Raw genomic sequence first — 12,397 nt, 5'->3', positions numbered from 1 at the left:
AGGGCTGCTGCTGGACGGGCGGCGCAAGTCGACGCAGCCGATGGCGGATCGGCGCGGGCTGGCTGTCCAGCCTGCCCGCGACCCACCAGCCACGCCGAGCTGGTCCGCTGCGGCAAGACCCGCCGGCGGATCGAACACGGCTACCGCGAGCTGAGGACCGGCCTCGGCCTGGGCCACTTCGAAGGCCGCTCATGGACCGGCTGGCACCGCCACGTCACCTGGGTCACCGCCGCGCACCTGTTCATCAGCGACTACGCCTGGACCCATGAGTGGCTGTGCCAGCCTGACCCTCTACAAGGTCATCCACGAGCTGCAACGGCTCCTCGCGGCCTGGATCGGCGCTGCAACACACGCCACCAACCCGTGAAACCGTCACACCGTAACAAAAACCACTGAACCTGACGAAGCGCTACTAGACGAGGCCGCTCTTCATCGCCGTCACCACTGCGGCGGTCCGGTTCGGAGCACCCAGTTTGAGCAGCACCGCACCCACGAGACGCTTCGCACCATGGGTGGAGATGCTCAGTGCCCGCGCGATCTGCTTGTTACTCAACCCGTCTGCGAGCAGCACCAGCGCCTCCGACTCGCGAAAGGTCAGCGACACTGGGCGCGACTCACGGCCGTGTCCGATCCGCCGCGCGCCGGTGAGCAGTTGGCGCGCCAGCGACGGCGGCATGGGCATCATGCCCGACACGGTCCGCGAGAGGCTGTCGTTCAGGGACTCGGCGGACAGGTCGGTGATGTAGACGAAGCCGTCGGCGGTTGCGCTGGCCGACTTGAACGCCTTCCGGATCCGCGCCTCGTCGCCGGCGACGAGGATGCGGGGTAGGTCGCCGCCGGCGATCGTCGGCTTTTCGTCGAGCGCAGACCACTGCTCAACCGAAACGATCACCACGTCGCACGGGTGGGAGGCGAGCAGCGGGCCCAGGTCCTCGGAGTCGACCAGGCGGTAGACGTGGCCGACGTTTCGGACATGGCTCAGCAGGACTTCGAGTCCCTTGCTCAGTACTTCGCCCTCCACACATAGAGCGATGTCGAGCGCGGCGTCGTTCTCGTCTGGACTCTGTTGGGCACGGTTGTTGTCCAATCGTTCCTCCCCCGTGATAATTCCTCACTTTCTATCACTGTAAAGTTACTTTACGCAACAGATTTGGCCCGCATAAATGCACAAAGGCCGCGTTCGCGGTGGTCAGGGCGGCGAGAGGGCAGCGCTGTCACTCCAATGTGGACTGAACCTACGGCGGGTCGCACGGTAGTGACCCTGGGCCTCGGCAGAGTCGTCAGGTGATGCCGAGTAGTGCTGGCCCTACACCTCGCCGTGCCGGTTCAGGTACGCGGCCACGATCGGCTGTTCCGGCAGGAGGATGTCCGGCGGCAGGCGATGCGGCGGGAAGAACCGGGCACTGCGTACCTCGGTCGCGTCCAGTGTCCGCGTCGACGGGACGGTCACCCGGCCCACGTATGCGGCGGTCACGTTGAACACCTCGTCGCCGTTGGGGTAGCGGTAGAAGTACTGCGGGCCGGAGAAGACGCCGAGGAAGTCGAGCCCGTCGAGCTCGATGCCGACCTCCTCACGGACCTCGCGCCGCGCGGCGTCCTCGAACGACTCGCCCGGCTCCATGAAACCGCCGGGCAGGCCCCAGTCGCCGGTGTCCGCCCGCTCGATCAGGAGTAGGTGGCCGTTGTCGCTGACGACCACAACGGATGATCCAGGCAGGATCAGCGGACGGCTTCCAACGAGGTGACGCAGCTCTTTGAGATAGTCGTTCACGCGATACCTGTTCTCTCGGGCGACGAGACAGCGGTTACCGGCTGCGGAGCCGGGTCGGCCGCCCGCAGGACGCCTGCGATCCGTTCGGCGTGCCGGTGGATGTCGTGTATCACCGCACAGATCCGATCGACCAGCGAGGATTGCATGAGTGAGTGCATCGGCAGCGTCAAGCTGGTCGCGGAGAGTCGGTCGGTGCCGGCCAGCGAGGTGACCACCGGTACGTTCCGGTAAACGGCCTGGCGGTGCAGAGGCGGGTCGAAGTACGGCCGAGTCTCGACGTTCTCCGCAGCCAGAGCGGTCGCGAGCTCGTCGCGCTCGAGCCCGAACTCGGGGTCGACCCGCACGGTGAAATCCTTCACCGAGCTTTCGGCGCCGGTCATGATGCTCTGGAAGCCGAGGCCGGGTATGCCGGAGAGGTTTCTCTGGTATCGCGCTGCCAGCTCGCGACGCCGGGAAAGCCAGGACGGCAGCATGGGGAGGGCGGCTCGGCCGAGGATCGCAGCCATCTCCGGCAGGCGGCCACTCAGCCCTACCATCGTCGCGTCGTAGCCACCCGCGTTTCCGTAGACCCGGGCGGTGCGCAGGTCTCGGGCGAGGCTCGCGTCACCGGTGCTGATCAGACCTCCCTCACCAGCCGAGAGGGTCTTCGTCGGGCTGAGGCTGAACACCTCGGCGAGCCCTTTCGAGCCAATCATGGTGCCGTCCGGGTAGCGACCGCCGAACCCGTGGGCGGCGTCGAAGAGCAGGACGCTCCCACTGTCGTTGGCGACCGCCTGCAGCCGTTCGGTGTCGCAGGGCGCACCGAACGTGTGCACGGCCAGGATGGCGGCCGCGCCCGGTGCGACGGCGGCGACTGATTCCGGGTCGAGCGTGCACGTGAGCGGGTCGCTGTCGGCGAAGACGAGCTCCATGCCGTTCCACACCACCGCGTGCCCTGTGGCCATGAAGGTGAAGCTGGGGACCACCACCTTGCCGCGCAGCCCGAGGCAGCGCAGGAGCAGGAGTAGTCCGGTGGTGCAGCTACTGACGGCCACCACGTGGGGGACGTTCAGAAATTCGGCCGTCTCCTCCTCGAAGGCCCGTACCTGAGCGCCGTTCGTGACCTGGCCGGACCGCAGGGTCGCCCCGATGCGCTCGAGCACATCAGGGCCGCTGGGCATGGTCGGCCGAGCGACCGGGACGGTTTCGGAGAACGCCGGCGGGTTGCCGAGAAGGGCCGGGATGCCAATCATGCTCTGCCGCTTCACGATGCCGGGTTGGGTTGGACAGCCTGCATCGCGGTCAGGTAATTGCTGTAGCGCGCGGCACGGAAATCAGCATAGTGCCCGGCGCGGATGGCATCTCTGATCTGCCGAACACCGTCCACCAGGCCGCGGGCCGGTGCGAAACGGAAGGCACGGGCGTAGGCGCCGAAGCTCACGCGGTAGTCACGCGTGTCGACGACCTCTTCCTGGACATCGATCATCGTACCCGGAACCTCCTGCGCGATGATCTGTGCGATCGACGATATCCGGTGGTTGTCGCGCTGGCTGCCCACGTTGTGCACCAGCGGACCCGGCCAGGACGGTGTGGCGAGCGCGCGCTCGATGGCAGCGGCGGCATCGCGAACGTGCAGGATCGGGCGCCGCTGACGCCCGCCATATACGACGATCCGGCCGTCGGCTACCGCGTTGGCCGTCATGATGTTGACCGACAGGTCGAAACGCATCCGGGGCGACAGGCCGTAGAGCGTGGCGAAGCGCAGGATGCACGGGGTGGGGCCGGCGTCGTGCGGCGACAGCAGGTAGTGCTCGGCGAGCACCTTGGTCTCGGCGTACAGCGACTGCGGCCGAAGCGGCGACCACACGTCGACCTCCTCGTCTCCGGTGTACCCGTAGGTGCTGCACGTCGAGGCCAGGAGCAGCCGGCGAACACCCTGCCGTCGGCACGCTTCCGCCACTCGGATGGTGCCCAGGTAGTTCGTATCCCACGTCCGGTCCGGGTCCACGCCGCACGCTGGATCGCCGACGACGGCGGCGAGATGCACCACGGCTGACACGCCGGCGAGGACGCCCTGCCAGTCGCCGGGATCGGTGATGTCGGCCTCGATCTGCTGGACGCCGCGCGTGGGTGGGTGCGTGTCCTCCCAGGGCACCCGGTCCAGCGCGACGACCTCGGCGCCGCTCTGGGCCAACGCCTCGACGAGGACCGAACCCAGGTAGCCGCGCCCACCGGTGACCAGTATCTTTCCGCGATTCATTGGTTCCTCCTGCTTGACACGTGATCGGTGGGTCTACGCCTGGGCGCCGGCCCGGATCGCAGGTCCGGCGGCAGCGGTCGGCTTCTCGCTGAACAGCCGCTGCGGGCGGAGCAGATCCTCGACCGTGCCACGGGCCCGTACGCGGTGCGGCACACCGTCGTGGACCAGGACCTCGGCGGGACTGCCGTGGTTGAGAAACAGCACGGGCGAGGCGGTGGGGCCATGGGCTCCCGAGCGCAGCACCCCGATCGGGTCCGAGGGTCGTACGGGCGGCAGCGGAACGACTCTGAACAACTCGTCGCTCATGCGCTGGTCCCTTCTGCGTGGATGGTCGGTGGCCCGGCATCAGTGCTGGCGCGACCGCCCGCGCTCCACGGTCATGGCGCCACGCTCCCGTACCCCGTGGCCGCGGACAAGGTGTCGCCGAGCACTCGATCGGGCGGTCGTTTTCTCGAACCCGCTAGTCCATCGGGTATGCCGCATCTATCACGTTGAGGGGATTCCGGCCAGTCGCGTAGCTTCGCAGTCGCGGCTCCCGGCTGTCCGCAGGGTGCCAGGCCACTGCGTCGCGGTTGACGAAGCCGCGTCGATCCGTGCGACCGGATTGGGGATTGCGATGGGAGGCCGATGAGCGGCACCGGATCGCCCGACTCCGCGGCGCCGACCAGGTTCGTCTTCGTCACCGGGCACGCGTTCGGCCGTCGTGCGGTGGAAGGCATCGTGACCTCCTCGGCGTATCTGGCCGGCGACCTGGCATGGTCCGGGGCCGTGCAGCTCGGCGTCGGCCGGCGGCACGCGACCGTCGGATACGACGGCATGGAGGACGTCGCTGCGTGGCACGGCGTCGAGCTGCGGCACACGGTCGACGGCTCCCTGATCGGCCTCGTCGACTGGATGCGGGAGCTGGCGCCGCATTTCATCCTCGTCGTCGGTTGGTCGCGGATCGTCGCGGCGCCGGTGCTCGACCTTCCTCGGTCGCTCTGGGGCGCCGAGGGCGAGCCGCGGAACACCCCTCGTTTCGGTGCCGTCGGAATGCACCCGTCCCTGCTGCCGGAGGGCCGGGGGCGCGCGCCGATACCGTGGACCATCATCAAGGGTTTGCGGCGGACGGCCCTGACGACGTTCTTCCTCGAAAACACTGTGGATTCCGGTTCCGTCGTCGCGCAGCAGCACCTCGATGTCCGTGATACGGAGACCGCGGCGTCGCTCTTCCTGCGGCTCGCCGACGCTCACTACCACGCCGGCAGGCAGCTTGCCGGCCTGATGGCGGCGCGGCGCGTCGTCGGCCATCCACAGGACGAGAGGCTCGCCACGACCTGGCCCAAGCGCACACCGGCCGAGAGCCAGATCGACGTCGCCGCGCCTCGCCGCGTGGTCACGGCGTTCGTTCGCGCGCTGTCCGGACCGTACCCTCACGCCTTTGTCGAGACCGCAGGTCAGATTCTGCGCGTGGACGCTTGCCGCGATCTGCCGGCCAGCCGGGCGGCGCGGCCCGGAGAGATCCTCGGCACGGACGGCAGGTGGCTGCACCTGGCCGTCGGCGACGGGGCCCTGGCAATGCGGGTCGTCGACGACGATCTCGCCGGTCTGGCCAAGGTGGTGGGGGCGGCCTGAGCTCCCGGGGTGGGCCCGATCCGGCGAGCAGCCGCTGCCCGAAGCACGAGGAGGAGAGGTATGTCCGGCCGAATACTGGTGGTCGCCGCGCATCCGGACGACGAGATCCTGGGGATGGGGGGCACGATCGCCAAGCATGCCCAGTACGAGGGTGCCGAGGTCGCCGTCCTGTGGGTCTCCGATGGCAGCACCGGGCAATATCCGGGCAACCGCGAGATCCTCGAACTGAAGCAGAAGGAGGCGGAGTCGGCCGCCCGAACCCTCGGGGTGGTCCACTGCATCCAGCGCGAGCTGCCCAACATGCGCCTGGACGCTGTTCCGCACGTCGAGGTCAACCGGGTGGTCGAGGAGGCGGTCGAGGAGTTTCGTCCGGACACCGTCTACACCGTCTATCCGGACGTCAACTTGGACCACCGCATGGTGTTCCAGTCCGTGATGGTGGCGACCCGGCCGCGGGTCGGTTGCCCGGTGCGCCGGGTGCTCAGCTACGCGACCACGTCGGCTGTCGAGTGGACGTCCCCGCACGAGGCGTCCTTCCGGCCGAACTGGTTCTCGAACATCACCGACACCATCGAGGACAAGGTGCGTGCCTTCGCCTACTACACGACAGAGACCCGCGCCTGGCCGCACCCGCGCTCCTCACGTGCGATCCGGGCGAACGCCGAGACCTGGGGCACCTGGGTGGGGTGGGAGTGCGCGGAACCGTTCCTGCTCGTCCGACAGCTCTGCGATTGAGGGATTCGATGGGTGACGTCCAGCTGAGCGGTGTGGTCATGGCGCATCCCAACCGGGCCGTGCCTGGCCGCGCACTGATCCGGTCCCTCCGACCGGGCTTGTTCGACCTCGTGCTCGACCCGGTGCCGGACGGGCCGCCGACCACCCTCCGGACGGCGACGCTGGCCTGGTCGTCGATTCCGGCGACAGCCACGCACCACGTGGTGTTGGAGGACGACGCGGAGCCGGTGCCGGGATTCGTCGAGCACGCTGAACGGGCCGCCGCCGCCATGCCGCACGCGGCGATCGCCTTTCACAGCAACTGGAGCTCACGCAACGGCGGAGCGGCGCGTCTCGGCGTGCTCGCCGGCGCCCGCTGGGCTGTCGCGACGCAGGAGTACACGCCTGCGGTAGGACTCATGCTGCCCGCGGCGGTCGCGGCCGGCTTCGCGGCGTACGTCGCCAGGCACGGCGACGGGTGGCCTGCCGACGTCGTGCTGGCGCGGTACCTCAGATCCGTCGGCGTAACCACGTACCTCACCGTGCCGAACCTGGTGGAGCACGGCGACCTGCCCAGCTTGGCGGACAACGATCAGCACGGGTCGCGCCGGTCCGCCTGCTTCGCCCCGCTCGCGGCAGACGCCGACTGGAGCCCTCGGCTGGTGCTGGAGCCGGACGTCGTGCCGTTCTTCAAGTTCGGCATGGCGCACTGCGCGTTCCGCGACAGCCCAGGCGGCCGGTGGCGGACGTTCGGGTTCGAACGGAGCGCCCGCCGGCTCGGCATCGACATCGAGGCCTGCAACGACGCGTTCCGGTCGGCTATGGCGCGGCTGCCCGAGGCGGTGCGCGGGCTCGGCGAGCTCTCTCCACCGGTGGTGGAGTCGCTGTGGCGGGCCGCGTACCTGACAGGTTGGGTCGGGCGCCGCCCGGAGCGCTTCCCCGACCCGGCCGACGCGCTGGCCGCGTGGTCGGCCGACCCGTTGGTGGACGTGGCGCTGACAGCGATGGGACAGGGCGGGATCTGCATGAGCCTCCCGGCGCGGCGGTTGGTGGCGCTCGGCGACCATCTCAACTCGGTCGCGCGGGCCGGCCTCGTCGCGGGCGCGGTCGACAGCGGGCGGGCGACACCGGCCGCCGCGACCGCTACGCGCCGCCGGGTCGTCATCATCGCCGCGAAGGGTCAGGCGCTGGGCCGCTATGTGGCAGCCGACCTGGCCGACCGCGGGTACCACACCGAGATGGCGGACCTCGACGGCGCCGGGCCGCTGGGTGGGGAGCTGGACCTGGTTCTGCGTGGTGCGGACGCGGTCGTGTACGTCGGCTCCGGCGCGACGGACCACGCGCTTGCCGGGCTGGGGGCGCTCGCGCGGTCCGCCGGCGTCGCGCACCTCGTCCACCTCGACCCGCCGGGTGCGCCCTGTCCGGCACCGACCACCGCGGACGAGCCGGCGACGACCACGCTGCGGCTCGGCGTGCCGTACGGCCCCGAGGTCGACTCGACCCCGCTGAACGACCTTGTGGCGCGCTCCCTCGTCAAGCGGCCGCTCGTCGTCCCGGCGGGGCAGGACCGGCTGCGGTTCACCCACGTGTGGGACATCGGCGAGGCGGTGAACCGGGCACTCGTCACCGCTTCACCGGGTCGGACCTGGGACATCTGCGGCGAGGAGTACGTCACCGCAGCCGAGTTGGCCGAAGTCGTGACGCGGGTGGTGAAGCCGGTGCCGGTCGAGACGACACCGGACGCCCCGGGCGGTTGGCCGGCAGGGCGGGAGCTGACGCCGTACGCAGCCAGGTCAGGGCTCGGCTGGACCCCGGTCATGCCGCTCGCGGAAGGCATCCGGACCGTGTCGCAGTGGTTGGCGTACGAGGTGGACTGACAATGGAGGTCGTCTGTGCGACAAGCCCCGGCGGCGTGGGGGTGAACGAGGACGCGCTGGTGGCGGGCCCTGACTTCGCGGTCGTGGTCGACGGGGCGACCGCCGAGCCCGACACCGACCCGGGGTGCGTGCACGGCGTGCGGTGGTTCGCCGTGTCGCTCGCCGGTGAGCTGGCACGGTTGCTCACCGGCGACACCGCCCGTGCGTCACCCCTGACCGAGGTGCTGTACCGGGCGCTGGACACGGTCGCCGGCGCGCACGCGCACACCTGCGACCTGACCAACCTGTGCAGCCCGTCCGGGACTGTGGCGATGCTTCGCACGACGCCCGAGGATCTGGAGTACCTGGTCCTGGGTGACGCGGCGTTCGTGGCCGAGGACGGGCAGCGCGAGGGCCAGGTGGTGGTCAGCGACGACCGAATTCGGCGCTTCGACGACCGCCCGTGGGCGCAGGTGCGCTACGTGCGCAACGTGCCAGGCGGGTTCTGGGTGGCTGGGAGCCGGCCGGAGGCCGCCCGTCACGCCGTGACCGGCGTGCTGCCGCTGGCCCGGTTCAGCCGCGCCGCGCTGCTCACGGACGGCGCCGCGCGACTGGTGGAGCGGTACGGCTGGGAGTGGCCGGCGCTTCTGGAACTGCTGGCGGCGCGCGGCCCGACCGGCCTGATCGCCGAGACGAGGGCGTTCGAGCGCCGGACGCCACCGGGCCGTTTTCCGGGCAAGGCGCACGACGACGCCACGGCGGTGCTCTGCCGCATTACCGCGTGATCGGCGATCCTCCAAGGGATTGACGGGCCTGACCGATTGGCCATGCCCCCTAGTCAAGGCAGCGGTCGACGGATTCAGTGTGGACGATCGGCACGGCACTGGCAGGTGGTGGTGTCCGCGTCCGGTTCCCAGTACGTGTCATGGGCCAGCCACTGGGTCAGGCCGTGCAGGCCGTGCTCGACCTCGACGGTCGGCCGCCAACCGAGTCGCCGTGCCCGCGACACGTCGACCACCGGATTGTCGCCGCCGGCGCACGCCACCGGTCGGTCGTCGACCGGGCGTACCACCCGGCACACTAGATCGACCAGCTCACCGCGGTGAAGTGGCTCGCTGCCGCTCACGTTGACCAGGCGGTCCGCCGGGGGACGGTCGACGACCGCCGCGACCGCGTCGGCGACGTCCTTGAGGTGGACGAGCTGGATCGGCCAGCCTCCGGTACACGCCGTGATCGGCCGGCTTGCCGCCGCGTGGCCGGCCATCTTCGTGATTGTTCGGTCGGGCGGCGTACCCGGGCCATAGACCGCACCCAACCGCAGCGTCACGGCGCCGGCGTCCCCACAGAGCAGCTCGACCTCGCGGAGCGCCACCGTGACCGGATCCCCTCCGGCGAGCGGGGTCGTCTCGTCGACCCGGCCGGTGCAGCCGTCGTAGACCCGGTACGAGCTCAGCAGTACGACACGGGCGCCTTCGCGAACCGTGAGCAGGGCGCGGATCTGGTCGCGCTCTCGCTCGACGTCCGCCGCGGAGATTTCGGCACCGAAGGCGGTCGCGTGCCGACCAGCGAGCACGATGACATCTATCCCGTCGAGGCTGGGCTCGTCGGGATCGATCCGCGTGACGCGGCGGCCGAGGTCGGCCAGCCGTGTGACGAGGTATTCGGCGAGGAACGTGTCCGCGCCGAGGACACCGAGCCGCGGACCGGCTGCGGAACGGCGGCTGCGGAGCGGGCCGAGGCCCGCCTCCAGGCCGTCGAAGATGGTGGCTTCGAGGGCCGCCGCGGTCCTGCTCGCGGCGGCGGCGTCGACGAGGTGCGATATTCCGCCCTGGACCATGGTGCCGAGCGCGGCGCGCAGCACCGGGTCGTCCAGGCTGACCGCTGCGTGCCCGTCGGCCTGGTTGACCACACCCATGGTGTACGCGGTGAGCCACGTCATCCAGGCGAGGTCGTCCGTGACGCCGGGCGCGTCGGGTCGGCGGCGTTCACGTAGCCGGCTCACGTCGACGGCGAAGCGGTCCAGGTATTCCGCGCACTGTATGTGTCTGGTACGCGGCAGGTCTGCGCCCGAAACGGGTACGACCGCCTGCGCGGCGGCCGAGGTGAACGCGACGAAGAACGGCACGGCGGACGGTTCGCGCAGCAGTTCGTCGCCGGGCCGGACGGGCTCGTCCGGCAGGAAGCACGCAGACCGGCGCAACCCCTGGTAGTCGTTGTTCGCCAGTGACCGCACGTTGTCGTGTTCGACGAGGTTCGGCACCGCAACGTACGCCGGGACGCCCTGTTCCCGCAGGAACCGGTGTAGCAGTACGTCGGCGGGCCAGCTGGTGCGCCGCGTGCCTGCCCATGTCACGAACCGCGCGGCGACTTCCCGGGGCAGCACGACGGCATTGGTTGGGGTCCATTCGTTGACCGCACGCACCCACCGCGCCCCGGACAGGGTGCCCTGCCGCACCGCGGCGCCGTTGCGGGAGCCCCAGAACGCGAAGAGCGCGAGCGCGGCGTCCGGGTGCGCGCGTACGGCGGCGTGTACCCGTTTCAGCAGGCCCGGGTGGGGGCTCATGTCGTCGTGCATGAGCAGGTGATGGGTGGCGCGGTCACCCGCCGACGACCAGCCGCGCAGGGCGGTCCTCAGCTCCGAGGGCGGTCCGGAAGGGTCGGGGTCGGTCACGACGTCGCAGACGCCGCCAGGCAGTGCCGCCGCGAGTGCCCGTGCCTGATCCAGCCGTCGGGGGTGCGTGATCACCGTGGCGGTGACGACCGGGTGGGTGGTGTCGCGCACGGTCACTGTCATCAGCCCTTCACCGAGGTGATTTTGATGCGGGTGTACTCCAGCAGGCCCCAGTAGCCGTATTCGACGCCGAGGCCGGAGCTGCGGGTGCCACCGAACGGCACGTCGTGGCGCAGGTCGCCGTGGTCGTTGATCCAGACGGTGCCGCAGTCGAGTTCGTCGGCCACGGCGCGCGCAGCCGAAGGGTCACCCCAGACTGAGGCGCCCAGGCCGTACTCGGTGGAGTTCGCCCGCGCTACGGCGTCCGCGAGCTCGTGGTAGGAGATCACCGGGAGCACCGGGCCGAACTGCTCGGTGAGCTCCAGTTCGGTGCCGGCCGGCAGGTCCGAGACGATGGTCGGGCGGTGGAAGTACCCGCCTCCCCGGCTCGCGGCCCCACCGTGGTGAACCGTCGCGCCGCGGGCACCGGCATCCTCGACCAGCGCTGCGACGCGATCGGCGAGCTGTCGGCTCACCAGCGGCCCCAGTTCGGTGCCGGCCTCGAGCCCGTCGCCCACCACCACCCTGTCCGCCAGCGCCGACAGGGCCTCGACGAGTTCGCGCCGGCGGTCCTCCGGGACGTAGACGCGCTTGATGGCGGCGCAGAACTGGCCGCTGTTGCGCATGGCGCGCCAGAAGATCTGTTCGGCGATCGCGGTGACGTCCGTGTCGGGCAGGACGATGCAGGGATCGTTGCCGCCCAGTTCGAGCACCGTGTGGGCCAGACGTGCGGCTGCAGTGCCGGCGATCGCGCGACCGACCTCGATGGATCCGGTGAACGAGACGAGCGCGACGTCCGGGTGCGCGACCAGGGCGTGGCCGAGTTCGGCGTCGCCGACCACGGCGGTGAGCACGCCCGGCGGCAGGGCGCCGGTCAGGATCTCGGCCATCCGCAGTGACGACAGCGGTGTCAGGGGTGACGGCTTGAGCACGACCGTGTTGCCGGCCAGCAGCGCTGGAGCGATCTTTGTGACCGCCAGGATGATCGGATAGTTCGACGGTGCGATCGCCGCGACGACGCCGTATGGGACACGGTCCATGGCGATGTGGGCCGCCGGCTCGTCGACGAGCGACTCGCGCTCCAGCGGTAGTGCGGCGGTGTGCCGGAACCAGTCCGCGGCGAGCCCAACCTCGGCGCGCGCGTCGGCCAGCGGCTTGCCCTGTTCACGTGCGAGCAGCTCGGCGAGTTCCTCGACGTGGTGGGACAGCGCGGCACCGCAGGCGTGCAGATGCTCCCGCCGGTCGGCGTCGGTGCGGCGCGACCAATCCCGGAACTCGCTGCGGGCACGCGCGACGATGCGCTCCAGCGCGTCGACGGTGCACCGCGGGGCGTGGTCGAAGACCTGCCCCGTGGCGGGATTGGCCACCGGCAGTCTGCTTTCTCGAGCGGCGGTAACGGTTGTCGTCACGTGGTCTCCACCAGCTGTCGGATC

11 protein-coding genes and 1 pseudogene are annotated in these 12,397 nt (G+C 70.2%); 5 read left to right on the top strand and 7 right to left on the bottom strand.

The features are described from left to right. Positions 1-8 precede the first annotated feature (8 nt). Positions 9-252: pseudogene (locus tag V6V47_RS14100) on the top strand (IS701 family transposase); the annotation flags it as partial. Between the two features lie 160 nt (positions 253-412). On the opposite strand, the gene V6V47_RS14095 reads toward V6V47_RS14100, so the two are convergent. From V6V47_RS14095 to V6V47_RS14075, 5 genes are all read right to left on the bottom strand, one after another. Continuing rightward, a complete protein-coding gene (locus tag V6V47_RS14095) occupies positions 413-1,087 on the bottom strand; it encodes a response regulator transcription factor (protein WP_334628636.1) in 675 nt (224 codons plus the stop codon). A 219-nt stretch (positions 1,088-1,306) separates the two neighbouring features. Further along, entirely contained in the window at positions 1,307-1,699 is a 393-nt protein-coding gene (locus V6V47_RS14090) for an NUDIX hydrolase (protein WP_334628635.1), read from the bottom strand. A gap of 68 nt (positions 1,700-1,767) precedes the next feature. Next, positions 1,768-3,003, bottom strand: coding sequence for a DegT/DnrJ/EryC1/StrS family aminotransferase (locus V6V47_RS14085; RefSeq protein ID WP_334628634.1), 1,236 nt, complete (start codon positions 3,001-3,003; stop codon positions 1,768-1,770). Positions 3,004-3,014: 11 nt separating this feature from the next. Beyond that, complete coding sequence (locus tag V6V47_RS14080) at positions 3,015-4,010, bottom strand: NAD-dependent epimerase/dehydratase family protein (RefSeq protein WP_334628633.1); 996 nt, start codon at positions 4,008-4,010, stop codon at positions 3,015-3,017. Between the two features lie 33 nt (positions 4,011-4,043). Continuing rightward, a complete protein-coding gene (locus V6V47_RS14075) occupies positions 4,044-4,316 on the bottom strand; it encodes a hypothetical protein (RefSeq protein ID WP_334628632.1) in 273 nt (90 codons plus the stop codon). A 321-nt stretch (positions 4,317-4,637) separates the two neighbouring features. On the opposite strand from V6V47_RS14075, the gene V6V47_RS14070 reads away from it, so the two are divergent. From V6V47_RS14070 to V6V47_RS14055, 4 genes are read left to right on the top strand one after another with little or no spacing between them, the layout of a single operon-like run. Next, on the top strand, positions 4,638-5,624 hold the full coding sequence (locus tag V6V47_RS14070; RefSeq protein ID WP_334628631.1) for a methionyl-tRNA formyltransferase: 987 nt from the start codon (positions 4,638-4,640) through the stop codon (positions 5,622-5,624). Between the two features lie 60 nt (positions 5,625-5,684). Then, positions 5,685-6,359: a PIG-L deacetylase family protein gene (locus tag V6V47_RS14065; RefSeq protein ID WP_334628630.1), complete on the top strand. Its 675-nt coding sequence runs from the start codon at positions 5,685-5,687 to the stop codon at positions 6,357-6,359. An 8-nt stretch (positions 6,360-6,367) separates the two neighbouring features. After that, the gene (locus tag V6V47_RS14060; RefSeq protein WP_334628629.1) at positions 6,368-8,215 is read left to right on the top strand and encodes an NAD-dependent epimerase/dehydratase family protein; all 1,848 of its coding nucleotides are present in this window, start codon (positions 6,368-6,370) and stop codon (positions 8,213-8,215) included. A gap of 2 nt (positions 8,216-8,217) precedes the next feature. After that, entirely contained in the window at positions 8,218-8,979 is a 762-nt protein-coding gene (locus V6V47_RS14055; RefSeq protein ID WP_334628628.1) for a protein phosphatase 2C domain-containing protein, read from the top strand. A gap of 74 nt (positions 8,980-9,053) precedes the next feature. Here the strand turns inward: V6V47_RS14055 and V6V47_RS14050 are convergent, their stop codons facing one another. Together V6V47_RS14050 and V6V47_RS14045 are read right to left on the bottom strand one after the other, a co-directional pair. Next, positions 9,054-10,988, bottom strand: coding sequence for an NAD-dependent epimerase/dehydratase family protein (locus V6V47_RS14050; RefSeq protein ID WP_334628627.1), 1,935 nt, complete (start codon positions 10,986-10,988; stop codon positions 9,054-9,056). Further along, a complete protein-coding gene (locus V6V47_RS14045) occupies positions 10,988-12,373 on the bottom strand; it encodes an aldehyde dehydrogenase family protein (RefSeq protein WP_334628626.1) in 1,386 nt (461 codons plus the stop codon). The genes V6V47_RS14050 and V6V47_RS14045 overlap by 1 nt, the downstream gene beginning before the upstream one ends. Positions 12,374-12,397 lie beyond the last annotated feature (24 nt).

Origin of the sequence: Micromonospora sp. CPCC 205539, assembly GCF_036906815.1 — a bacterium.
Classification (GTDB): Bacteria; Actinomycetota; Actinomycetes; order Mycobacteriales; family Micromonosporaceae; genus Micromonospora.
This window is presented reverse-complemented; position numbering and strand designations above follow the sequence as displayed.